We start from the raw sequence: 23487 nt of genomic DNA on the forward strand, positions 1-23487 counted from the left end.
TTCGTACGTTTCATCAGGTCAACCCGTTTCTCCAGAGACCGGAGACCCGCCATGCCCCAGCTTGCCGCAGCCGTCGCGGAACATCCGCCCGGGACGGCCCCGGGAAGTGACTTCGCGCCCCTCCTGCGAGCCGTCAAGGGCGAGGGCCTACTGAAGCGGCGCCATGGCTGGTATGCGCTCACGATCACCGTCAACGCGCTGTCCCTGGCCACCGTCGTCACCGCCGTCGTCCTGACCGGCAACTCCTGGTGGACGTTGCTCCTCGCTCCGCTCCTGGCCGTCCTCTCGGCCCGGACGGCGTTCATAGGCCACGACGCGGGCCACTCCCAGATCACCGGCAACAAGCCCGCCGGACGTCTGATCGGCCTGCTCCACGGCAATCTGCTGCTGGGGATGAGCTACTCCTGGTGGAACGACAAGCACAACCGCCACCACGCCAACCCGAACCACATCGACAAGGACCCGGACGTCGTCGCCGACATCCTGGTCTTCACGAGCGAGCAGGCCCGGGGGAGGGCCGGTTTCCGCCGCTGGCTGACTCGTAACCAGGCCTGGCTCTTCTTTCCGCTCACCCTTCTCGAAGGCGTCGCGCTGAAGGTGCACGGTTTCCAGGACCTTCGTCGGCAGCCGCCACGTGAGCGGACCGTGGAAGCACTGCTGCTGGTGATCCACGTCGTCGCGTACGCGGCCCTGCTGCTCACCTCCATGTCCCTGGGCAAGGCGCTCGCCTTCGCCGCCCTCCACCAAGCACTGTTCGGTCTGCACCTGGGCATGGCCTTCGCGCCCAACCACAAGGGCATGGAGATGCCCGACCCGGAGGGCGATCGCTGGGGACATCTGCACCGTCAGGTGCTCACCTCGCGCAATGTCCGCGGTGCCGTCCTGACGGACTGGTTTCTCGGTGGCCTCAACTATCAGATCGAGCACCATCTGTTCCCCAGCATGCCCCGCCCCCATCTGCGACTCGCGCAGCCGCTGGTGCGCGCACACTGCCGAGACTTGGGTATCCCCTATGTGGAGACCGGGCTCGTCGACTCCTACCGGCAGGCCCTGAGCCACATGCACGAGGTCGGAGAACCTCTCAGGGTTGGCTAGGGGTCAGGCCTCAGGGTCGTATCAGGGTCTCGTTCCGGAACCGTGGGAGGCACGGACCCGTTCTCAGGACAGAGAGCGGCAGTAGCCGCAAAGGAGGCGACACATGTCGAAGAACGCGAAGATCGCCGCAGGGGGTGTGGCGGTCGGGCTCATCCTGCTGATCTGGCTGCCCTGGTGGGCCGCTTTCCTGATCGTGCTGGGAGTCCCGGCGGCCGCATACCTGGCGCTGGACCCCTCGCAGCGGCGCAGGCTGCGCCGAGTCACACGCAAGGAGATCGGCCGCTGAGGCGCCACCGACCTGGTACGTCTCCGCCCAGCGCGCCGGAGTCGAGCGCATCGCCACTCGTGGGCCTGCCATCGGCATGATCCGCGAGCGGTGATGCGTGCTCGGCTTACCGACGGGGTGAGCCGAGCGCACTTCCTGGCGGGCCGACCTCGACGCTCAGCGCGCGCGAGGGCCATGACATCGCGATGGGCGCCTTTCCCGTCAACTTGAACGAGAGCCGCTGACAAGGCCCACTGACAAAGGGCCGCGCAAACGGGGCATCGCTCGGCGCGGCCGCTCAGCTGGGGCGTACCGCCAGCTTGTCGAGGGCCTCCAGGAGGCCGGGCAGCTCCGGCCCGCGGCCGACGGGCAGGACTTCTCCGGGCTCCTCGTCGAGGAGGACGAAGGCGATGTCGTCGGTCCTGGCGACCAAGGACCAGCCGGGGCCGTCGGCGCGCAGGGTCCGTGCGTCGGTCGTGGCGAAGGACGAGCGGACGCGGCCGAGCGGGGGTGGCGTGTCCACGTAGGAGCGCGCCTCCGCCAGCACCCGGCGAATGCCGCTGGGTGCCTCGCCGTCGGCGCTCTCGGGGTGCTCCTGAGCATCCTCAGAGGCGTTTTCGGTCTGCGCCCCGGCGTCCGGTTCGGTCCCTGTCCTGGCGTCCGACTTCGCGAAATCCGCGTCGTTGATCTGCTCCCGCCAGATCGCCCACTGCAGCGCGATCTCGTCGGCGCCGAGACGCCGTTGAGCCGGGCCCCAGATGGTGGTGTCCGGCGGGCGCAGCGGGGGCCGTTCCGTGAGCTCGGGCCCGGGGTCGTGCGGGGCCGGCACTCCCGGAGCCGAGACGGCGACATCAAGGGGCCAGCCGGGCAGTGCGGAGACGACCGTGCGCTCGTCCGGCGACAGATCGTGCTCCATTCCGCAGTCCCAGGAGGCGATGGCGACGGCGACCAGCGAGACGTCGTCGATGACGACCGTCCACCGGGCGCCCTCGCTGTCCTGGCCGAGTACCAGGCCGTATCCGTCGGCGAGCGGTGCCAGGTCGAGTGCCGCGCAGGCCGCCGGGTAGTCGTCCCCCAGCACACTGGGGAACTTCGCCGGTGTCAGCAGCACGGCAGTCAGCACGTACAGCGCGTCGTCGTCCACGGTGGCGATGGCGTCATCGTCCGTCCCGGCCATCCCAGCCTCCCCATTGCTACATCCGTCGGCGCACCCTAATGCGACCGGAAGGCCCTTGTCACGAGGCCCAAGTACACGCGGAGCTGCAGCTATCCGGCTGGACAGGGGCGAATCGACCTTCCGGGGCGGTCGCGGGTCACACGGCGGGTAGTCCGAGCAGCGTCCGCGCCACTGTCTGCGGCGACTCGTCACGTTCCCGCGCCAGGGCGATGACGGCCCGGCAGGCCAGCTCGTTCACACCGAACGACAGCGCCTCCGGCGACACCCAGGCCGCGGCCTCGTCGATCTGGTCCTGATCGTCCTCCGCGCACGCCGACACATACACAGCGGCCGCCTCGAACAAGTTGTGCGTACCTTTCTCCGGCCGTCGTATCGCGGGCTGCCCTTCCTCGGGCCGCTCGGCCGTCTTCTTGCGCCACGTCTTGCGGAGTCTGCCGAACATACCGGACATCTGGCCGCCTTCCCCCTGTGGAGCCCGTACGGGCCGTAGCTCATCGGTCAACTAATGCTACTCAACGTATTTACCGACTTGTCTGTTGCCAAGGGCCCCTGAACAGCGAATGTGCAGTTCAGGGGGTCTTTGCCAAAGATCGACGGGCTTCGCCGGACCCCGGTCCGCACCGGTTCAAACCGGACCGCGCGGCTACGTAAGTAGCCGCGAACGTAGCCACGAATAGTGGGGCCGGACATTGGTGGCGCCATGGCTTGAGCTGGTGCAGGCCGCCTCTGGCCTGGGTCATCTGGTTGGTCCCGTCGCGATGCCTGGGCATGCAGCGCGGCCGCCCCTGGCGTGTACCTCTCTGATAATCCTGCTGAGTGAAGGAGCACTCTTCTTGTGATCGGCACTGGTCTGGCTGAACCGACTGAGATGCGCCGGTGAGCGCGGAGGTGACGGCCACGGTCCGGCGGCGAGACGAAGGGGGCCGGGGATAGAGGCAGCGGGGCTGAGACCGGTTGCTGGCCTCAGCCCCGCTGAGGTCCGCCCTTTGCCGCTCCGCCGGCGAAGGGGGTCAGCGAGGAAGGCGTGGGGCCATCACGCCGCGTCGCGCACGGGGGACAGTTTCGGCCGCGCGGACAGGCCGGCAGCCTTTGCTCCGTGCGTGTCGGCGTGGTTCTTCAGGAGGTGGCTGTACGTGCGCTGGAGTTCCACGACGGAGGTGCCCACCCACGCGGCCACGGTGTGCTCGGGTATGCCGCTCTGGAGGCATGTGGAGACGAAGGTGTGCCTGAGGTCGTGGAAGGTCGGAAGGTTTCCTTCCAAGTCCTTGATGCCCAGCTTCAGCAGCACGGGCTTCCATAGGGACTCGTTGAAGTAGCTGCAGCACATGAGGTTGTTGTGCGGTGTCCAGAAGAGAGCTCGCGCCGAGCCGCGTTTACAGTCGTCGATCTTTTTCCTGTGCTCCCACACCACGGTCTCCGTGGCCTGAGGTGGGAAGCGCTCCGTGTGCTCCTCCACGGCGTCCAGGAGGTACGGAGGCATCGGCGTGTCCTTCGAGCTGAGGCGTGGGCTCGTCTTCAACCGCTCTACTAGGAGGCGCTTGTGGTGAGTCTCTTTGGTCCTGAGTACCTGCCGACGCACGGTGAGCAGGCTTCGGGTCGAGTCGATCACGTCTTCGCACACGCCGAACGCCTCGGCTTGCCGGTTGCCACAGGCGAAGCCGAACATGGGGATGAGGCGGTAGCGTGCTGGGAACGTGTCGTATATTGCCCAGCACTCGTCCGGGCTGAAGACGTATGACGTCGTCTCGCCTACGTAGGGCCCGTCAACTTCGTAGGTCGGGTTGGATGTGATCTTCCCGTTCTGCAGGGCGTCCTTCATGATCATCTGGAAGACCTTCCAGTGAAGTGCCCCCGTAGAGTTGGCGACGCTCTCGTTGTCCTCGATCTCCTGGATCCATGCTTCGACCTGAGCCTTCTTGATGGCTCTGAGGCGGTGCCTTCCCCAGCGCGGATTGAGGTGCACGCGGATGGCTATCTCGTAATTCTCAAGGCTGCGCTCCTTGATTCGGCGTCTGCTGAGCCAGTCGGCAGCCCACTGGCGGAATGTGAGGTTTGCCTCGACGGGCTCCGGGACCGCTCCTGGAGTCAATCCGTCCAGAACTGCCTGAGCCTGAGCCTGAGTCAGGCCGACTGACTCGGGAATCGTCGCTCGTGTGCGGTTGCCTTCGTCGTTCGTGCGGTTGTAGGACCAGCTATGGGCGCATCCGCCCCTCTTGGGCCTGTTCTGGTCGGGACAGTCGCACCGCTTGTAGACAGTGGGCTTGCGTGCCACGGGACGCCTCTCGCGATCTTGGTTGATTCTCAGGTGACTCCCTGGCCAGGGGGGTTGGACTCTACGTAGGCGCAGCCGTGGCCGGTCAAGTCGTCGAGCAGAGGGCGGCGCGGACGGTGGTGCACCCTTTATTCGCAGTCATATCTCCCGAGCCGGTGTCCCGAATTCATTCCGTACGTGCGTCGAGCCATGCTTCGAAATCCCGCTCCCGGACGCGAAGGATGCGATCGCTGACGCGCACGACGGGGATATCCCAACTCCTGTAGTTGTCGAGCAAGGTGCGCTTTGAGAGTTCCATCCGCTCGGCAATCGTCTCGAAACTCAGCAATACGTTTGAACCACCGCGAGGCATAGTCACCCTTGTTCATTCGTAGGTGCCCCCGGCGGACCGATCCGGCCGGATGGAGCCGGTTCTGAACGGCCCGGCACCGACAAGTACGTGGATCGGCGGAATCTGTTACACCCGGGAGAAGTTCAACGTGGCTGCCGCACGGTGAAGTTGCTCCGGGGTGTGGCGGAAGAGTTGGAGGGCGTCGGTCGGGCCGGTAGCGGAGACCTCGGAGGCTGTCGGGTTCGACGGCGATTTTTGGCCAACTCTGGCTGGTGCGGCGCTCGATGAGGGGATCAGCGGCGGGCTGGCGGTCCTCGTGCACGGGAATCGCCTAAGTGCTGTCCGCTACATGTGCGGCCGGCTGAACGGCGACTCGGGAGGCGTGGGCTGGGGCAGAGGCGCATGACCTGCTGGTCCGCTCTTTCACCACGCGTACACAGGGTGCCGCGGTGACGGCCTTCGCGCACGACAATCAGGGCGGCGTCCACGTCGATCTTGGTGCGTCTCGCCGCTGTGTCGATGGACAGCCACTTCTCGAACGGCCGGAGTGTCACTGTGCGGTTGGTGAGTGGCGGGTTGCTATTTTCGCTAACCCGTTCGACGTCTTACGTTACTCACCGGTTATGCTGCCTCGGCGTCGCTCCGGAAGATGATCCTCCTCCTGTGGGGAGCAGTGGGGGACAGCCCGAGGGCGGCGCTGTAGCGGATCAGTGCAGCACCGTCCTTGGGGGGACATCACGCCGTGACTGACATTCTGGAATCGCTGGTCGTACGTGCCGCCGCAGGCGGGGCGGACGGGGCCGACGCCATCGCGGCGTTATACGACGAGCTCAACGACACCGTGTACCGCTGGGTGCGTTTCTACATCCGCGACGGCCACGTTGCGGAGGACCTGAGCCAGGAGGTTTGGCTGAAGGTCGCCCAGAACGTCAGCAAGTACCGAGCAGGCACGAATCTGCTGGGCTGGCTGCGCACGATCACGAAGAACACCGCGCTCGACTACCTGCGCTCCGTGCAACGGCGCCCATCGGAAGCGCTATACGCCGATCACCTCGAACTCGACCGGCCGCGCTTCGACCAGAGCCCGGAAGAGTACGCCGAGAGGCGCGTACTGGCGCAAGCTGTTGCATCCCGCCTGCAGAAACTGCGGCCCGAGCAGCGGCAGGTCCTCATCCTGCGGTTCTTCGACGGACTGAGCCCGGGTCATACTGCACAGATCATGGGGAAATCGGACGGCGCTGTCCGTACATTGACGGTACGGTCGCTGCGCAAGCTCGCCGAGGTCATGCCAGCCGGGGAGTCGTCTGCCCAGTTGGTCGAGGAGCTGCTGACGGCGGCGGTGGGCAGAAATAGAGTCGTTGGAACACGGGTTGAGAACCGAGAGGCGAGGGCGCATGTCGCGACGCGCTGACCAGGGCGAGAGCTTGGAGCGGGCGCTCGACGGCGGGCCAGTACCTCACGATGAGGACACCCGCCAGATGCTGGCAGGCGCGGGCGCGCTGCAGCCAGGCCACCAACGCAGCCCTGCGCGGGTGCAAGCCACCAAGGACGCGATGCTCCGCGAGTACGCGCGCGCCCAGAACCCACCGGAGGCCCGCGAGGACGCCGGATCAGGTGACGGCTTGGACGAGCCCGTGATCCATCGCGAGGAGGTCGAACTGCCGGACGGCGGTCAACTGTTCCTCGCGGACATCGAGGAAATCACGCCCGAGCGTGCCGAGACGACGGCTGCCCACATCGCCCGCATCCTGGAGAGCAAGGAAAGGGACCGGCAGAGGTGAGCAGCGCAATGCCCGGCGGCCCCAACATCGAGGAACGGCCGTGACCGAGTCGCAGCCGCCCGTCCAGATCCACATCGTGCGCCCGGAGGACGAGGGCTATGGCGATCTCACCGACGTGGGCTTCGCCAACATCAGAGGCGAGCGCCACCTGTTCTTGAAGCCTCAGACCTTCGACTCGGCCGTAAGGCAGGTGAGTTCGACGATGCCGGGTCTCCCGCTGGAACACGTCGAGCGCCTGCTGCGCGAGTACTGCCCAGAGTTCAGAGACTTTGACGAGTTGCTGGGCCCGGTCGGCTCCCATCCGCTCCTGGACATCACTCCGGCGCGGGCCGAACCTGACCGGCTCGCGCGTCCGCGCGGTCGTGCGAAGCGGTGGGTGATCGCCACTGCGCTGGTGCCTGCGCTCGCAGGGAGTTGGGCGCTGGGCTACGTCACCGGCAGCAGTCCGGTCGACACTGTGGCGAGTACCCCGGACGCGAGCCCCAACGACGCTGTGGGTGCGCAGGTCGCGACGAAGCCTTTCACCGGCCCGGAGTTCCTCGACTTCTCCACGGCCGGGCGGATCGACTGCAAGCCGATCGCCGACCTGGAGGCGGAGTGCACCGATGCGGACGGCAGGGTGATGTCGAGTACGGCGGCCGCCGGTCCGGACAGCACGATCTTCACGTTCTCGTACGGTTCCGAGCGCATCGGACTGAGGATCTTCGGTGACGCCGAGTACGCCGAGACATGGGCCCGGCAGGACGGCACGACCGAGTTGTACCCCAACCTTGCCCGCTCGGGCCGGTATGTGCTGTGGGGCACGGACGAACAGCGGTTGTCGGCGTACGCGGATTTACTCCGTGCCCAGGGGCCCCGTCCGTCGTCGACCACGAGCACAGTGGGTGCCTCGACGCCGCTCCCGCCTCGTCTGGCCGCGCTTACGTTGGGCACGTTGGGGCTGAACGAACGTGACGTGGAGATCATCCTGCACTCGCCGCACAGCGCGCTTGTAGACGAGCCCGTTCTCCTGGCCGCGCAAGCAGTGCTCGGTGTCCGAAGAACCGTTCTGCGATTTACGGGTAGCGACGACATCGTGGCGATCGCCGCCGGTCTCGATCGGACACCTGTGGCGTCCCCGCCCGAGCACGCTACGGACATGGCTGTGGCGGTGCTCATCGTGGAGGAGAGCACTCGGTCCACACCGCCTGTGACCATCGATGGGACGCAGCCGACGACGTCGTCGGCTCCTGCGCCGGAGCCGGTCGGGGCGAGCCCCCAGGCCGAGGAGCCGATGCCGGTACCTGCCCCGGTTGAGTCAACAGCGCCGGAGCAGTCCACGCCTGCGCCTGTGGAGAACGAGGAGGAGCAGCCGGAGGAGGTGAGTCAGCCCCCTACGGAGGAGTCGTCGGTACCGTCGGATGCGCCGGAGCAGAGTGACGCTTCCCCCTCCGAGACCGAAGCCACTGTCGAGGAGACGCCGGCTTCGCCAGAACCGTCGGAAGAGGACTCGATGGCCAGCGAGCCGGCGGCGGCTGGTCAGGACGATGTCTTGGTCATCCATGACTCCGCGTGGACCGTTTCGTCCTGACCTTGCCAGGTGTCGTCTCGGAACAGTCCGTCATGGGAGCGCTCTACCGCAGGTCAGTCGAGCAACGGGGGCCCCGGCTGCCAATGCGGCCGGGGCCCCTACCCTGTGTGGGTCGGTCGGATTAGAACGGCGGTTCTTCGGCCGCCCATTGGCCGTTGGCGATCGGCTGCCCGGCATCAGTGGGCGCACGCTGGCCGCCGTTCTTGGTGACCTTCGCTGTCGCGTTCTTCAGACTGACGCCTACGTCGTCCACGTCCAACTCAAACACGGTGCGCTTGGCGCCCTCGCGGTCTTCGTACGACCGTTGTTTGAGGCGGCCTTGCACGATCACGCGCACGCCCCGGGTCAGGGTTTCGGCGACGTTCTCTGCTGCTTGTCGCCACACAGCGCAGGTCAGGAACAGGCTCTCGCCGTCTCTCCACTCGTTCGTCTGGCGGTCGAGAGTCCTCGGAGTAGAGGCGATCCGGAACTTCGCGACCGGAGCACCGGACGGCGTGAAGCGAAGATCAGGGTCGTCGACGAGGTTGCCGACGATGGTGATGGTGGTCTCGCCCGCCACAGCGGGATCCTTCCGTGAGGGACCAGTCCAGGGCATCCGGGCCGGCCGGGAGCGGGGTCAGGAGAAGAGGATCTTCCAGGTCAGCGGTCCGGGCAGGCCGTCCGCGTCGCCCTTGAGCTGGGCGTGGGAGAGCTGGAACGCCCTTACGTTCAGACGGTCGGCTTCACTCCACTTCGGGCCGGGGCCTGAGGCATAGTGCTTGCCGTAGCCCTTCTTCACCAGTTGCTTGCCGAGGGTGGTTACGTGGGCGTTGTTCTTGCCCGGCCCGAAGTGCTTGGCACCGGGGAACGGCGGAGCGGGCTTGGGCGGGGACGTGCTGCCACCCGCCGAGGCGTCGGTGGCCGGCTTCATCGTCTTCGCGATGGCCTTCGCCTTGGCGATGATCTTCGAGAAGGCGATGTTTCCCGGATCCCCGTGCACGTTCTCCGGGACGTGCATGTGACCGAGGACGCCCTTGAAAGCGGTCCACTCCGCGAGGCTGAGGCGTGCCGACGTCGCGCCGTACGAGGACGGGTAGGTCGGCCACTCGGACGGGCCTGACAGAGGGATGCCGTTCTTGACGTTTTGCCAGGCCAGGAACTCGGCGAGGCCGTCGAGAGCCCAGTCCGGCGCCTCTGGCCAGTAGATGTAATGAACGCCCGCCTGCAGCTTGCCCCAGGTCTTCTTGCGCTTGGGGTCGCACGTGCCGATCAGTTCGACCTGCACGACGTCGTCGGTGTTGGTCTCGACGCCGCCGGTCTTGTTGACCAGGGCGCGCGCACTGCGGTTGAAGGCGTAGTGCTGGTACCAATCCAGCTTCTTCGTTGTGAAGTTGGGCTTGGCGGTGATGTTCGGCGCCGAAGCGCCCTTGGAGTAGTCGACGAGGGTGGTGCCCTCGGTCGTGTGCAGGCCGATCTTGTCCGGGGTGAACAAGTCGCCCTTGTAGGTGCTGGTGAAGTCGTAGGCGCGGCTGGCGCCCGGGTAGTACTCGGTGGTCACGGCGTTTCCTCCGGTGCTGGTGAGCAGTGAGGGGGCACCGTGCAGGGCCGCGGTGGTTAATGTCGCGTGGTGACCGATCAGGGCTGGCTGGGCGTCTCGGTGCGCGCCCACCTTCCGTTCCAAGGGAGTTCGCAACTCAGGCGCCACGGCTTGTGATCGGATGCTTCGCAAGTGGCCCACACTCGCATGGGGGCGTTGCGGTACTGCTCACGCCACCGCGTCTCGCCCGAGGCGCCGTCGAACCAGGTAGGTCTTAGGGTGGGGTCGATCGCCACCCGGTGCAGATCGTCCGGTTCGAGTGTGAACGGTTTGACGGCCCGCCCTAGATCGTCTGCGTGGTCGATACCGGGGCGGAATCGGTAGGGGCCCCAGACGACTTCGGCGCGCATCTGGGCCGTGACGCTGCCTGCTAGTTCCGGATCTTGGGAGCGGTCGCGGTCGTCCCGCACGCGAAGGCTCACCTGGATTCGCCCGAGCGCTGCGGGCCTGACGAACCGGATGTAGAGGAAGTGGTTGTTCGGATCGATCTTGAGCTTAAGTTGGGGACTCAGCTCTCGGTGCCACCGGTCACGTTCGATCTGCGCGACTGATCCGGCAGTCTTGTTGGCCTCCCGCGACGCCTGCCAAGCCGCGACGGCCGCTCCGCCGCTGAGAGCCGCCGAGAGGGCGGCGATAGAGGTGTCTGCAATACCCATGCCGGACTGTAACCCGCCTACATCAGGCGTCAGTCCAGTATCTCGGCGTCCACTACACCGGCTTCTTCCAGTTCGGGAGGGTACTCGACGGAGAAAAGGGTCTTGTCGAGTCGCTCGGCGAGCGCGGCCAGGTCGACGGCCTGGTCTTCCTGGCCAGCCGGCGCACCGAGGTCCGTGATCTCGACCGCTATCACTGCGTCCTTGCCGTAGTGCTCGCGGTGCTGCCGCTCGAGGTACCAGGCGTCGGCGCGCCAGTCCGGCGACGTGCGGTCCTCGACGGTTTCCTCGACGATCTCGCCGGTGACCGAGTCGCGGAACCTGCGTGTGGTGACCTTGGTGACGATCCCGCCGTCCGCGACGCGCCGGATGTTCGCCATGGCGCGCGCGGCTGCGGTGGCACGCGCGGTGCGGACCTTCGCGTACAGCGCCGCGTACTCCTCCTCGTCCGGCCGTGGCGGCTCGCCTGACTCGCGTGATTCGGCCTCCTCTCGGCCGCGGGCCATCCACGCGAGGAAGCTCGAGCGGGACACCCCGGCCATTTCCGCGGCCAGTTCGACGGCGACGCCGGTGCGGGAGGCTGCGACGAGGCGCGCCTCGACCTCCTCGGAGAGTAGGCGCGGGCGGCCACTGCGGCTCTCGGGCCGGCGTGTCTTACGGCGGGTGGACATGGGCGGACCTCAGCGCAGAGTCAGCGGCCGGTAGTGAACATGTGCCCGCAGGCCGGGCAGGTCGAATGCGGGGCGCGGCCGTCGTCATCGGGGTTGAGTCCATCTCCGTGGCCGTCGGCGGGGAGGTGAAGGCGGGGCGGCTCGCCTTCGCGTCCGCCTCCGGGCAGGGTCTCGGGGTCGATCTGGCCGAACAGCTTGTCCATCTCGTCGGCGGAGATGGCGAGGGAGTCGAACAGTTCCGTTGCGTTCGTGGCCAGGTCCTCGAGGACAGCGGTGAACTCGCGGGGGTCCCAGCCGCCTTCACCTGGGAGTCGGTTGAGCTTGATGGCCAGGGCCTCGGCTTCGGCGTCGGACTTGGAGGACCAGCCGCGCAGGACCGGGACGAGCCAGCCGCCGTCCTCATCGAGGACCACGCCGCCCGGGACGGACATTCCGCGGGCCTGCATCTCGATCAGCGCCTCGCGGCGGCCGTGGCCGTGCAGGATGCACTGAGTGCGCTCGTCGGCGACCGGGACCTCGACCAGGCTGTGCATGCGGATCGAGCCGATGAGGAGCTCGAGTTCGTGCCGTTTGGGGTTGCGGGGCGCCGGCGTCAGGTCGGTGAGCGGCACGTATGTGAGGTAGCGCGGCGCGGAGATCGTCTCGGTGGTCACGGCTGGTGCGGTCCTCTCGCATGTGTCGGTGTCGGTGACGGGCGAGGACTGCGAGCCCGCGGACTCCTACCGCGGCGCCCCGCCTCGCAAGCGGGACATGCCGTCATGGCCGGTCCTCGCCCGCCGCCGAGCCGGTGCCGTCGTCAGTTCCGGATGGGGCGGCGCCGGGGCCCAACCGGCGTCCGGTGACGTCACCGGAAGTGGCAGAGCCAGTGAGGACCGTAGGAAGACACGTCTCTAACGTCGCCTTCTCCAAACGATGTTCCCTTTGCTGTACTGTTCCGAACGGTTGGGAGAGCAACCCAGCCACCTGGGCCTAGGTGTAACAAAATTCGGCGGCTGTCGTACCTCCACGCGACGCCCCCCGAGACACCCCGCCCGGGAGAACCCAAACCCTGGGCTGTGGCGTCCGGGGAAGGAAGGACACCGCCCATGTCGAATGACGCCGCTGACGGCACCCGGGGAGAGCAGCCGGCCGAGTTTCCCCTGACATCTCTCGGGCTGATCGGTGCGCTTGCCCGCGCCCTGGATGAGCACCAGACAAGCGTCATCACCCCGCAGAAGGATGCGCCAAAGGCGCCCCTGATCAAGGGGTTTGCCGAGAACCGGCAGTCCGACCTCGTCGTACAGGTCGCCGGTCAGGACGTGGGCAAGTACAAGGTGAACCTCACCCGCGACCGGTTCGTCGTCGACGACGAAGCGGCGTTCGACCAGTACGCGGAGGAGAAGGGCGAGATCGACGTCGTCATCGTCCGGAGAGAAGCCTGGGAGAAGACCGTTCTGGCTCACGCCGAGGTGGCCCCGGAGACGGGCCTCATCTTTGACCCGCGGACGGGTGAGGCCATTCCGGGCGTCAAGTTCCTGCCGGGTGGCAAGCCCACCGGCACCGTCACTTGGACCTGGAAGACCCGCAAGGGGCAGGCAAGCGGCAAGGCGGCGCTGCTGGCGGCATGGCGGCGCGGTGACCTCAACGACCTGCTGCGGGAGACGCCGGAGCTGATGGCCGGGTCCATGCCCGCTGCCGAGGACGCCTGACCCGACCGCCACGGGCCCGGTTGCCGTACCGGCCGGGCCCGCTCCCAAGGGACTTCATCGATGACCGCGTTACGCACTCCGCTGGACCAAGTACTTGCCAGTGACATATCCGACCGCGCGTTCCGCTTGTATGCCGCTCTCGTCCTGAACACCTCGGGCGGGTGGGTCGCCCTCGCCGACATCGCCGACAGGGCCGCCCTGAACTCGCACGAGGCCCGCGGCCCGCTGGCCGAACTCAGCAGCGCGGGCCTGGCCGAGAAGAACCGCCGTTGGATATCCCACCTCAAGACGCACCGCGCGTACGTCCGCCTGTTCGACGCCACCAGCGGAACCGGCGTCGTGGGTGAGGACGCTGCATGAGCCGAGCGACCAACCGCGCCGGCGTTCGCGTCAACCGGCGCGCGCACTACGTCCATGTCGAGTCGGCGACCGTCCGAGACGCCCGCATCACGTTTCGCGCGCTCGGGTTGCTGACCTATCTCCTGGACCAGAGCGAAGACTGGAAGGTCCGATCCGAGCAGCTCTCCAAAGGTGAGGGGCGCGAGGGGCGTGACGCGGTCCGCAAGGCACTCCACGAGCTGGCCGCACACGGCTACTACCGCCTCGAGCGCCGCCAGTTCCGCAACGGCCAGCGCGCCATGGGCACGGCCATTTCCGAGTTCCCCGTCGAGCAGTGGGCCGCCGACTACCAGACGTTCGACAAGAAGCTCGACATCCCTGTGGTCGAGCAGGGAGACAGCACGTACCTCGTCGCGTACCCCGACGGCACCTTCGGGGCCGACGGCTTCGAACTCGCCCCCCGCGACGGCGCTTCCGAGAAATCTGAGGCGCCCGAGGAAGGCGAGCGAATCGACGAGAAGGAGGCCCCTGCGAAGGTGCGCGCGGCGAGGACGGCCACGCCGGGCCGCGTCACCGTACAGGCGGCCGCGGCCGCAGAGCAGAAGACCGCGGAGAGAAGGGCCACCGCCGCGGACAAAGCCGCGGAGAAGACGGCGCTCGACGAGGCGGCCGCTCAAGTTGCGACCTGGTGGTGGGATCACGCGAAGCAGCATCTCGGCGCATACGTCGGCGCCAAGGGCGGTTTCGTTGCCATGCGCGGGCAGGTCCGTTCCGCGCTCGTCGCGGGCTACAGCCAGAAGGAATGTGCCCGTGCCTTGCAGCACGCCCGCAGGCACTGGCCCAGCGCGCAGCAATGGCAAGACGCGCTCGGCGTCGCTACCAACCACATCCAGCCTCATCAGCGCAACGGCCGGGTCGCCTACAGCGATTCCGCCACCTGGGGCTCGCAGGAGATCCCGGGTGAAGCGCCCGCCGCCACCGCCTCTGACGACGCCGCGTTCGGCGTCCTTGAGACCTGACCATGAGGAGTGTGCCTTTGATGTCGGTCGCCACGGACACCACGGCCATCGCCCAAGGCCGTGAGCCAAAGCGCCTATTTGAGGTCACTGACGGAGTCCTCGAGGCTCTCCGACGTGGTGGGGCAGACCTGAGCCAGCTGGGCGTCCCCGAACAGGCGGGGTCGGAGAACGGCTTGTGGGAGGACGTGTCCGTTCCCCAAGCCCGTGCTCTCAAAGCCATCTGGATGAACAGCATGCGGGAGGCCGCCCACGATGAGTATCTGCGGTGGCGCCTTGACCAACTTGCCCCGGAGCAGATGCCGAACACGCTGCGGAACTGGATGAATTCCCTGATCCAGGCAAAGCGGAGCAAGGCCCGCCCGGAGACTCTGAACCTGATCGTGCCCGGCAACATCGGCAGCGGGAAGACGACCGCGCTTGCCGCGCTCGGCAACGAGGCCAGCGAGCACGGCCTCGTCGTCAGGTTCGTGAAGCACACCACCTACTTGACGTGGCGTCGGCCCGATGGCGGTCCCAACGGCCTGACGTCGTACGCCGTGAGGAAGCGGCACGTCGAGGCGGATCTGCTCATCCTCGACGAGCTGTGCGGCGAGATGGACGGCATCGCCACGGAGTTCGCACGCCGGGAGACCATCGACCTCGTCGACTCCCGGCTCGCGGCCGGCCGCGCCACGGCGTTCACAACCAACCTCAAGAGCCGCAGTACGTCCAACAGCCCGGCCCCCGGCATTGCCGACATCCTCGGCGAGCGTCTCCTGTCCCGTATCGAGGCCCGCGCGTACCTGATGAGGATCCAGGGGCCGGACCGCCGGAAGCCGAAGCAGCCGCTCGACTGGTAGACCCGTCCAGCGAATCACTCATACACAGCCGAAAACTGACGTGGCGTGAGCGACGCCAGAGCGCGGGTGTGAAAGACGCTATATCGTTTGGTCGACTCGGAAGGTGATGAGCATAAGCCGACCGGGAAGACCCGAATGAAGGGATGGTGTCTTGCCGACGCTGTCGAATTTCCGCACCCCCAAGGGCGGCAAGCCGAAGCCGCCCAACGAATCTGGTGTGCCCCCACTGACCTGGCCGGAGAAGATTCTCGCCGGATCCGCCGCTCTCGGTGCGGCCGGCGTTGGCGGGCTGGGCCTGGCAGCATCCTTTGACACCGTGGCGGTTGCCGCCGAGCGGTGGGGGTTCTCAGAGCCGTGGATGCTGCCTGGGGCTATCGACTCCGCGATCCCCGTCTTCACCGTCGCCAACCTGATGCTGATCCGGATGGACATGGCGCTGGGGTGGGTGCGGCTCGTGCCCTGGGTGCTCACCCTCGTCACGTGCGCGCTGAACGTCGCGGCGGGAGCGTCCCTCTGGGCGAAGGTGGCGCACGGCACGATGCCGCTGCTGTGGGTGGCGTCCTCCGAGATCGCCGGGCACATATACGCCGTCCGCATAGGAGCCGCCACCAACCGCCGTATGGAGAAGGTCCGTCGGGCCCGATGGGCTCTGTCCCCGGTACCCACTTTCCTACTCTGGCGTCGCATGCAGCTGTGGGAGCTGACGTCGTACAACGAGGTCCTCCAGCTCGAGCAGGAGCGACTCGTCTACCAAGCGCAGCTCCGCAGCAGGTTCGGGCGGGCGTGGCGCAGGAAGGCGCCCGTGGCGTCACTCCTGCCGTTGCGGCTCGTCGGCGCTGGCGTCCCGCTCGCTGAGTCGGCCCCCGCAGGTCTCCGCGCGGCAGCCATCGATCCCACTGGCGTCTTCGCTGAGTCGGTCGAGGAGCTGCCAGCGCTGCCGGCGCCGGCCACGCCTCCGGCGCCGGCCGCAGTACCCGCCACGGCTCCGGCCTCCACAGCTCCGGCGGCGGTCAACAAACCGAGCCCGATCACGGCCACCGTGCAGCCGCAGTCGCAGCCGCAGAGGGGTATCCCTCACTGGAGCAGCGAAGACGGGCTGTACGAGATCATCAAGGACGTCATCGACAACGGGCACCGGGAGGTATTCGAGCCTGGCGGCCCGCTGACCGGCGGCGAGATCGCGAGCGTCCTCGGGCACAGCGAGGGCAATGGGCGAAAAGTGCGCCAGCGGCTCATCAAGATCTACGCGGCCGAGCGCGGTGTCACCCTGCCGCCGAGGGCAACCATCGACGACGTGTTCACCGCGTTCGCCCATCCGCTGACGGCAGTTAGCCCGTAAGGCATCCTGCCCCTACCCGTACCGATGCGGGGGCCCCCACCCCGGGGTAGGTGCCCGCCGCCTGCATGATCGGACCCGCCATGACACCGGAGATCCTGGCCCGGATCACCGCCGCACGCGCACAGCGCGACTTGTCTGACCTCGCTCGCCAAGCGGTGGGCACCACCGCCGCGGACACCACCCCCGCCGAGCGCATCCGCGCGGCGCGCCGCCTGCGGCAGATGGCTCACGAGATCGTCGACCTCGTAGTCCTGGCGGAAGCCCTGTCGGGCGCGCCTTGGGAAGAGATCACAGACGCGCTGAGCCGCCGTGACCCCCGCACGGTGGAAGGTGAATACTCCGACGCGGTCGCCGACTGGAAAGCCATGACCGAGGACGACATGACGGCTGCGGCCGTCGGCTCCGAGGGCCTGGATTCCTGGTACGCCCGGCACCGCGAGGACCACGACCCGGACGCACGAAATGCCGTCTCTGATCTGGTGAATAGACATTGAACGGGCCTTCGGCCACGTAGAATAGTACAGCGACGGAAACGGTGAGAGGTTAACGCCTTCGCCGTCGCATCCTCCGCGGGAGAGCAACCCGGGGAACCCGAACGAAGGAACACCGATGCCTGGTACCACTACGCCCCTGCGCGAACGCAGATCCCGGATGCCGACCGGTCTCCCCAACCCGCCGATGATCCTGCTCGCCGGGCAAGAGAAAACCGGCAAGAGCCACGAAGCGGTTTTAGGCACCAGCTCCGACCTGGTCGGCATGACGTACTGGATCGAGATCGGTGGTCTTGAGGGGACCGCGGACTACTACGGCCGCATCAAGGGCGCCCGGTACGAGATCGTTGAGCACGACGGCACCTATCAGGACATCCTCGACGCGGTCCGCTGGGCCGTTGCTCAGCCACCCGTCGACGGCAAGGCGAACATGATCGTCGTCGACAACGTGAGCAATCTGTGGGACATGCTCAGCGACGAGCAAGCCCTGTACGCGCGGAGACGCGCTATGTGGAAGGCGCAGGAGAACCGTAGACGCGTCCCCACGCTGGACGACCCCGTCGTCGTCGACCCGGACCTGTGGAACCGCGCCAAGGACCGGTGGGGCGAGATCCTTTGGCTGCTCCGACGGCACTCAGGCCCGACGTTGCTGCTCGCCCGCCAGGAGATCGTCACCGCGTTCGAGAACGACAAGCCCACTCGGAACAGGACCCGCAAGATCAAGGCGGAGAAGAACCTCCCGGCCGCGGTCGACGCCATCGTGGAACTTCACAGCCTCGGCGAGGCGTACCTGACCGGCGTTCGCACCCTGCACTGGGAGATCAAGCCCGGCGAGAGCACTCGGTTCGACGACTTCAGCATCGACGAACTCTTGCGACGCCTCGGATTCGAGGAGGCCGCCACCGCCCGGCAGGTTACCGAGTCCCGGCCGGAGGCGTACCTCGACGAGCAGCAGAACCAGCATCCTCAGCAGCAGAGCCCGCAAGGACAGCCGCAGCCTGCCCCGCAGGCAGGCAAGCACCCGAGGCTGGCCGACGAGCAGGCGGCCAAGCTGGTCCGCCAAGCCCTCGAAGACGGGAACGACCCGGAGGCGTGCCTCCACGCCATCCGCCAGGAATGGGGGGTCCGCACGCTCCAGCAGGTCGTCATCACGACGCCGTGGGGCGAGATGAGCGCGGACGCGGCGATCACCCGATCCCTCGCGTACATCAAGGAGCGCGCCGACCAGAAGCAGCAGGGCGCCCCCCACGGGCAGGGGAACACTTCGGAACAGCAGGGGCAGCGCGCAAGCAACGGCCCACCGCTGGAGCAGACCGGGCAGGAGCAGGCCCGCGCGCACGTGGCGCCCGCCGAGCAGTCGCCCCCGGGCGAGACCGATGCGCCTCCGCTGCCGCCGGACCCGCAGGCCGACGAGGCGCCCCCCAACGAGTCCGCGGAGGAGACCAGCGCGGCCGAGGAGCCGCAGGACGTCGTCCCTCCCGTCACCGCCCGACCGCGGCGCTCCCGGACCAAGAACGAGGGGATCGCCTACCAGGCGCTGATGGACGAGGCCGAGGTCCAGGCCCGGGTGAAGTGCATAACGGTGGGTGAGCACCTGGGGGCGATCTCCGAGGATGGAGAGCCTGGCCTCGCCACACTGCGGGACTTCGTCCGGGCACACCGCGACGGGGTGGCCGCTGCTCTGGCGGAGGCAGGAGAAACAGAGCTCGCTGACGCCTACCGCGCCGCGCCGATGCCGGACGTACAGATCACGAAGAAGTTCGCGGCGTACTTCGGTGCCGCGCTTGTCACGCATTGAGGTGACGTGAGGTGACGCGCGCCCGGAGCCCTCTGGGCGCGCCCTCCGCGCCTTCACAGTGTTCCCTCGCGTCACCTCACCTCACCTCCGCAGCGCGCCCACGATCCTTCGCCGGCGCGCTACGTGATCATGCGCGCGCCCTCCCAGCCCTCCCAGCCCTTCAATGCGGACCCGCGCCGCGCGCACTGGCGCGCCCATTTCGATGGCGCGCCCACCCTGCCGCGCCGCGCGCTGGATTGAGGCGCGCCCTTCGCGCGCGGACAGGCGCTCCTTCCTGCTGACCGCGCGCGCCCCGGATCGGCGCGCGGCGCGCCGGCCGGACAGCAGCGCGCGCCATGATCGGCGCGCGGCGCGCGCTGCGGGAAGACAGGCCGATCGAGGGCGCGCCCAGCCCGCGCGCGCCTTCCGGATTCCAGGCCCGCAGCGGTTGACCTGCGAATTCTCGGTAGCCGCGCCGCGCGTGGTCGTGTAGCGCGCGCTGTCATCTCAGCGGCGCGGGTGGGTCAGGAGCTGGCGCGCGCAGCCCGTGAGCGCGCCCTCGACCGCGCGGGAACGGCGCGCTGCAGGCGCGGGAACCTCCCCGAGCGGCGCGCGCCCGGGGAGGTGAGTGCGCCTACCCACGCGCGCGGCCGCGCCGTCCAAGCGCGCCCGAAGACGACGAAGGGCGCGCCATCGGGCGCGCCCTTCATCATGCTTCGAACATCGCGGCGCGCCTCTACGGCGCGCGCCTCTGGGACGTCCGGCGGACCGCGCGTTCGTCCTTGCGCGCCTCTGCCCGCCCTGCCCGCCTGCCGTCGCGGACCTGGTGCAAGAGCTTGGACAGCTCCTCAGGGTGGGCCTCACCGAGAAGACGGAGCGCCTGCAGGCGGACGTTCGGCTCGCTCGGCATCCGACCGTGGCGCGCGTCCGCGTACTGGACGGCGTAGCGCAGATAGCGCGCCTCGGACTCCACCCGTTGACGGAACTCGGCAATGCGGGCGTCGTCTGCCTTCTGGCTCTTTCCGAGCGCCGATGCCGGCAGGAAGCGGGTCGGTTCTTCCATCATCAGGCGGCAGATCGCTTCAGCCCTGGCCGCTACTCTCGGTGATCGAAAGCCGAGTGCGCGTACTCGCGGCGGAATCGGGGCACCGGTGGGGTCCTCGAGGATGTGCGCGGTCCAGCGGCGTTCGAAGGCTTGGTCATCGAGAGCCGCAAGATACTTGGCTTCCTTGTGCGCCAGGTCGTCGACGGCGTCCTGGAAGGGTGGCATCGCGGCTTGGAGGCTGGTCCGGAACGGGGCGATGCGTGCCTGCTGCTCGCGCTTACTCTCCCCGTCAAGACGGGGGTGGAACGACTTCGCTTGACGGATCGCACTCTCCAGCGCGTCGAGAGTCTGTGTGGCCAACGTCGGAGAAGCCAATGCCGCGGCCTGGACGTCGCGGGGGATGCGCCGGCCGGAGCCGCCGGTGATGTAGTCGACCACCGCGTGCATGAAGGCGTCGTCATCGAGCGAAGCCATGCGCTCAATCTCAGCGTCGACGTCCTGCGCATCGGCCATGCGGTGAACTCTCCTCTTCGGGTCGTGGTGGCCCGTTGCTCCGGGGCCGGTGAGCCCAGTACCGGGACACAGGCGAGGTGACCGCACCATTGACGCGTGTGCCGGATCCTCGCAGGAGCATCCGCTCCCCGGCCCCGAGCGCTCTACGCGCGCCCGGTTGTCTCGATGCTGACGTCGGGCATACACCGGCCGAAGCCGGCGCCCAGGCGAAGGAAGACACCGCAGTGTCCTGTAACCAACCCGACGGGAATCTCAACGCGGTAGCGGTGCGGCCACCTCTTCGGCAGATGGTACCCGCCGGCCGGGGCCGGACGGGCGCCGTGGGCCCTATTCGGCCTGCTGAGGCGACTTCTTGGTCGTCAGGGCCTCGATCACCGGTGCGAGCGTGCTCGGCTTCCACACGAGGTCGTAGCTCGTCTGGGAGGCCGCCAGCACGCCGAGAATGGTCGCGGCCGTCAGTGAGCCGTGCTGCAACTGATCCAGGCCTCCGTCCGCCGCCACGGTGAGCACGCCGGCCACCACCGCGGCGACGACCGCCACGATCTTCTTCGCCTTCGCCGACCAGGCGGGCCTCTGCACCACCGCGGTGAGCAGCGGGAGTACCGCGCCCACCTGGGCGCCGGTTGTCAGGGAGTCGAGCGCTGTCATGCGAGTCCAGCCCTTCATACGTGGTTGTGTGTCGGGCGGACTGTGCGCGGCGCCGGAGGCTTGCGTCGTGTGCTGGCTCAGTCGCCGAGGTCTTCGGCGATCTCGCGCGGCGCAGTGGGAGCGGGGCCCTGGTGGAGGTTGGCGAGCATGGCCCGGAGTTGGTGGATGTAGTCGACGGCCGCGGCCTTCCAGCGGCGCCACTGCCGCTGTTCTTCCTCGAGCGTTTCCACCTTCCGCTCGAGCACGGTCTGCTTGGTCTCCAACGTTGCTACGCGCTCGAGGGTCTGGGCGGTGGCGGCGCGCTGCTGTTCCAGGAGGCCGGTGAAGCCCTCGGTCACGGTGGTGACCGCGGCGATGAAGGTCTTCGATTCGGCCAAGTTCGCGTCTTGGTCGTTCTTGCGCTTGTGCTGGCGGTGCACGAGCCATGCGCCGCCGAGGACACCCGTCATGCCGCACAGCGGAGTCAGGACGGGCGCCAGCGACAGGAGCCAGTCCACTGGCGCCTCCTCGTCGGTCCGGTGGTCGGAGTGGGGTGCGCGGGAACCGGGGCCCGAGTCAGGCCCACGGTTCCCCGCAACCGTGACGATGGAGGTCCGCGGGGGCTAGCGTCGCCCGCTCAAGCCGCGGTATCGGTGACGGCGGGCCCGCCGAAGCCGCACAGGTTGTTCCACAGGGATCGCACTGCCTCGATGAGAAGGTCGTCGGTCACCGCGGCTGCGGCCGCCGACGGATTGCTCTCGTCGTATGCGGCGACGGCTGCGGCGGAGACGTTGGGGCAGGTGGCGACGGCAGGCGCGTACCCGATCGACGACAGATCGGGAGCGAACAGGGAGCGGGCTAAAGAAGCGCGGAGAGGATGGCCTGCAGTCTCGGCGGGTTCGCCAGTCACCTCCAGGGCCGTGTGAAGGAACGCCAGGTGCACGCGTGCGCGAAAGAAGGGATCACTGGCCAAGACGTGCTCGATCTGGAAAGACACGACAGGGTCCTCGTCTCGTCGGTCGCCTCAAGGCCGGTCTTGCACAATTGGGCAAGAATGATCTTGGGGTGGGGTGGTCGGGGTCTACCAGCCGTCGATCAGGCGCACTGCGAGATAGGGCGAGAACGTTCCGGCGGGGGTGTCTGCGGGGGCGACGCCGCACTGGCCGTCGGAATCGCCGGGGAACTTGAGCCACAGCAGGTACTCGGCTCCGCCGACACCGATCGAGGAGGGGACGCCGAGGCGACGGCCGGCGGGGTTGCAGTAGTCGACGTGCTGTCCGTTGTCGTCCATGGCCCCGTTGCCGTTGCGGGCAGTGTCGATGACGAACTTGGCGCCGGTGACGCCTTGGTTGGCGAGCGCGGCGACGACCTGGTTGCCGTACCCGAGGCTGATGTCGGTGGCGTCGAAGTTCGCGATGCCGACCGCGAACGACTTCACCGCGGCGATACCGCCCTTGATGAGACGGGCCGCCATCTCGGCGGGCTGGACCCAAGTGGCGTTCGCGCCGTCGAGGTAGGCACGTACGAGGGGGCGGGCGGCGAAGGCCTGCGCGGCATAGGTCACCAGTGCGTACCGGTCGGCGCGGGCGGTCTCCGTCGGCAGGTACTCGGCTTGGGCGAGGGAGTCGGGTTCGACAATGACGATGGCCGGGCGGTTCCCGATCCCTGCGGCGAACGCGTCGATCCACGTCCGGTAGGCGGCGGGATCGATTGCACCGCCGCTGGACTCGCCGCCGTTGTCTCGCCAATACATGTTGTAGGCGGCGAGGATCGGCATCTTGCCGACGGCGGTGGCCGCGGTCACGTACGCGTTGACGTCTGCCTGGACGTCGGTGTTCCAGTTTCCGAACCAGCGGGCTCCGGGGCGGCTCGCGATGGACTTCAGAATCCTCGGGGCGCGTTCGTCGGTGGGGTTGTTGTTCACCCACTTCTGCGCGTTGGAGTCCGGGTCGACGTAGAAGCCCTCGCGAATCGTGGAGCAGGTCAGGCGGACTTCGGTCAGGTAGACGGTGACCTCGGTGGCCTGACCCATCTGGAAACTGAGCTGCCCGGCCGTGGTGGCGAGACTGCTGGTGAACTGGAGCACGAAATGGGTGTCGACGGTGTCAAGGACGACGGTCTTGTCGATCGCTGCCGTCCACGGGTCGACGCCGAGCCCGACCTGTGCGCGGAGGGACGTACCGGCCTGCGAGGCTCGGGCAGTGAACGAGAGGGTGTAGAGGACTCCTTGGCGCAGCACGATGTTGTCCTGGCCGAACGGGGCGTCCCACAGGTTCGCGGCGTCGGTGGTGGCGGAGGCCTCCAGGCCGGTGCCGGGCGCGACAAGGGTGATCATCGCGGGGTCGCCGGACCACCAACTGGTGGTGCCGTTGGTGAACGAGCCGTTGGCGGCGAGGTCGCCGTAGGTTCCGGCCACGCT

At 67.8% G+C, this 23487-nt stretch carries 25 protein-coding genes; 12 read left to right on the forward strand and 13 right to left on the reverse strand.

What is annotated here, in order from left to right:
- The first annotated feature begins 51 nt into the window (after positions 1 to 51).
- Positions 52 to 1095 (forward strand): acyl-CoA desaturase, encoded by a 1044-nt coding sequence (locus OG246_RS26400; RefSeq protein ID WP_266468628.1) that lies wholly within the window; start codon positions 52 to 54, stop codon positions 1093 to 1095.
- A 103-nt stretch (positions 1096 to 1198) separates the two neighbouring features.
- On the forward strand, positions 1199 to 1381 hold the full coding sequence (locus tag OG246_RS26405; protein WP_081223009.1) for a hypothetical protein: 183 nt from the start codon (positions 1199 to 1201) through the stop codon (positions 1379 to 1381).
- 277 nt (positions 1382 to 1658) lie between these two features.
- Here OG246_RS26405 and OG246_RS26410 read toward each other — a convergent pair whose 3' ends face one another.
- The 3 genes from OG246_RS26410 to OG246_RS26420 all read right to left on the reverse strand — a co-directional run bounded on the left by OG246_RS26410 (position 1659) and on the right by OG246_RS26420 (position 4809).
- The gene (locus OG246_RS26410) at positions 1659 to 2537 is read right to left on the reverse strand and encodes a hypothetical protein (protein ID WP_266468636.1); all 879 of its coding nucleotides are present in this window, start codon (positions 2535 to 2537) and stop codon (positions 1659 to 1661) included.
- Between the two features lie 136 nt (positions 2538 to 2673).
- On the reverse strand, positions 2674 to 2979 hold the full coding sequence (locus tag OG246_RS26415; RefSeq protein ID WP_266470918.1) for a hypothetical protein: 306 nt from the start codon (positions 2977 to 2979) through the stop codon (positions 2674 to 2676).
- Between the two features lie 591 nt (positions 2980 to 3570).
- Positions 3571 to 4809, reverse strand: a complete 1239-nt coding sequence (locus OG246_RS26420; RefSeq protein ID WP_266468638.1) for a tyrosine-type recombinase/integrase — start codon at positions 4807 to 4809, stop codon at positions 3571 to 3573.
- 1073 nt (positions 4810 to 5882) lie between these two features.
- Here OG246_RS26420 and OG246_RS26425 point away from each other — a divergent pair.
- From OG246_RS26425 to OG246_RS26435, 3 genes are read left to right on the forward strand one after another with little or no spacing between them, the layout of a single operon-like run.
- Entirely contained in the window at positions 5883 to 6551 is a 669-nt protein-coding gene (locus OG246_RS26425; RefSeq protein ID WP_266468641.1) for an RNA polymerase sigma factor, read from the forward strand.
- The gene (locus OG246_RS26430) at positions 6535 to 6921 is read left to right on the forward strand and encodes a hypothetical protein (RefSeq protein ID WP_266468644.1); all 387 of its coding nucleotides are present in this window, start codon (positions 6535 to 6537) and stop codon (positions 6919 to 6921) included. The genes OG246_RS26425 and OG246_RS26430 overlap by 17 nt, the downstream gene beginning before the upstream one ends.
- A gap of 40 nt (positions 6922 to 6961) precedes the next feature.
- A complete protein-coding gene (locus tag OG246_RS26435) occupies positions 6962 to 8491 on the forward strand; it encodes a hypothetical protein (RefSeq protein ID WP_266468647.1) in 1530 nt (509 codons plus the stop codon).
- 121 nt (positions 8492 to 8612) lie between these two features.
- Here OG246_RS26435 and OG246_RS26440 read toward each other — a convergent pair whose 3' ends face one another.
- The 5 genes from OG246_RS26440 to OG246_RS26460 are packed head-to-tail and all read right to left on the reverse strand — an operon-like array spanning position 8613 to position 12044.
- Positions 8613 to 9050, reverse strand: a complete 438-nt coding sequence (locus tag OG246_RS26440) for a single-stranded DNA-binding protein (RefSeq protein WP_266468649.1) — start codon at positions 9048 to 9050, stop codon at positions 8613 to 8615.
- A gap of 57 nt (positions 9051 to 9107) precedes the next feature.
- Entirely contained in the window at positions 9108 to 10139 is a 1032-nt protein-coding gene (locus tag OG246_RS26445; protein ID WP_266468651.1) for a peptidoglycan-binding protein, read from the reverse strand.
- A complete protein-coding gene (locus OG246_RS26450) occupies positions 10106 to 10723 on the reverse strand; it encodes a hypothetical protein (RefSeq protein WP_266468654.1) in 618 nt (205 codons plus the stop codon). Before OG246_RS26450 ends, OG246_RS26445 begins: the two co-directional genes overlap by 34 nt.
- Before the next feature lie 29 nt (positions 10724 to 10752).
- Complete coding sequence (locus OG246_RS26455) at positions 10753 to 11391, reverse strand: hypothetical protein (protein WP_266468657.1); 639 nt, start codon at positions 11389 to 11391, stop codon at positions 10753 to 10755.
- A gap of 20 nt (positions 11392 to 11411) precedes the next feature.
- Positions 11412 to 12044, reverse strand: a complete 633-nt coding sequence (locus OG246_RS26460) for a hypothetical protein (protein ID WP_266468660.1) — start codon at positions 12042 to 12044, stop codon at positions 11412 to 11414.
- Between the two features lie 432 nt (positions 12045 to 12476).
- Between OG246_RS26460 and OG246_RS26465 the strand changes: the two genes are divergently transcribed.
- The 7 genes from OG246_RS26465 to OG246_RS26495 all read left to right on the forward strand — a co-directional run bounded on the left by OG246_RS26465 (position 12477) and on the right by OG246_RS26495 (position 18904).
- Entirely contained in the window at positions 12477 to 13079 is a 603-nt protein-coding gene (locus tag OG246_RS26465) for a hypothetical protein (RefSeq protein WP_266468663.1), read from the forward strand.
- Between the two features lie 60 nt (positions 13080 to 13139).
- On the forward strand, positions 13140 to 13439 hold the full coding sequence (locus OG246_RS26470) for a hypothetical protein (protein WP_266468667.1): 300 nt from the start codon (positions 13140 to 13142) through the stop codon (positions 13437 to 13439).
- On the forward strand, positions 13436 to 14437 hold the full coding sequence (locus tag OG246_RS26475; protein ID WP_266468670.1) for a hypothetical protein: 1002 nt from the start codon (positions 13436 to 13438) through the stop codon (positions 14435 to 14437). The genes OG246_RS26470 and OG246_RS26475 overlap by 4 nt, the downstream gene beginning before the upstream one ends.
- Positions 14438 to 14661: 224 nt before the next feature.
- The gene (locus OG246_RS26480) at positions 14662 to 15276 is read left to right on the forward strand and encodes a hypothetical protein (protein WP_266468672.1); all 615 of its coding nucleotides are present in this window, start codon (positions 14662 to 14664) and stop codon (positions 15274 to 15276) included.
- A gap of 151 nt (positions 15277 to 15427) precedes the next feature.
- Complete coding sequence (locus tag OG246_RS26485; RefSeq protein WP_323178330.1) at positions 15428 to 16615, forward strand: DUF2637 domain-containing protein; 1188 nt, start codon at positions 15428 to 15430, stop codon at positions 16613 to 16615.
- Between the two features lie 65 nt (positions 16616 to 16680).
- The gene (locus tag OG246_RS26490) at positions 16681 to 17109 is read left to right on the forward strand and encodes a hypothetical protein (protein WP_266468675.1); all 429 of its coding nucleotides are present in this window, start codon (positions 16681 to 16683) and stop codon (positions 17107 to 17109) included.
- 115 nt (positions 17110 to 17224) lie between these two features.
- A complete protein-coding gene (locus OG246_RS26495; protein WP_266468678.1) occupies positions 17225 to 18904 on the forward strand; it encodes a hypothetical protein in 1680 nt (559 codons plus the stop codon).
- Positions 18905 to 19619: 715 nt separating this feature from the next.
- Here the strand turns inward: OG246_RS26495 and OG246_RS26500 are convergent.
- The 5 genes from OG246_RS26500 to OG246_RS26520 form a co-directional block, all read right to left on the reverse strand.
- Positions 19620 to 20441 carry a hypothetical protein gene (locus tag OG246_RS26500; RefSeq protein ID WP_266468681.1) on the reverse strand — a complete coding sequence of 274 codons (822 nt, stop codon included), beginning with the start codon at positions 20439 to 20441 and terminating at the stop codon, positions 19620 to 19622.
- Positions 20442 to 20768: 327 nt separating this feature from the next.
- The gene (locus tag OG246_RS26505) at positions 20769 to 21089 is read right to left on the reverse strand and encodes a hypothetical protein (protein ID WP_266468684.1); all 321 of its coding nucleotides are present in this window, start codon (positions 21087 to 21089) and stop codon (positions 20769 to 20771) included.
- A gap of 77 nt (positions 21090 to 21166) precedes the next feature.
- Positions 21167 to 21586, reverse strand: coding sequence for a hypothetical protein (locus OG246_RS26510; RefSeq protein WP_266468687.1), 420 nt, complete (start codon positions 21584 to 21586; stop codon positions 21167 to 21169).
- Between the two features lie 119 nt (positions 21587 to 21705).
- Positions 21706 to 22065: a hypothetical protein gene (locus OG246_RS26515; RefSeq protein ID WP_266468690.1), complete on the reverse strand. Its 360-nt coding sequence runs from the start codon at positions 22063 to 22065 to the stop codon at positions 21706 to 21708.
- 84 nt (positions 22066 to 22149) lie between these two features.
- Positions 22150 to 23484, reverse strand: coding sequence for a glycoside hydrolase family 6 protein (locus OG246_RS26520; protein ID WP_266468693.1), 1335 nt, complete (start codon positions 23482 to 23484; stop codon positions 22150 to 22152).
- Positions 23485 to 23487 lie beyond the last annotated feature (3 nt).

This window comes from Streptomyces sp. NBC_00620 (genome assembly GCF_026341825.1).
In the GTDB taxonomy this organism is placed as follows: domain Bacteria; phylum Actinomycetota; class Actinomycetes; order Streptomycetales; family Streptomycetaceae; genus Streptomyces.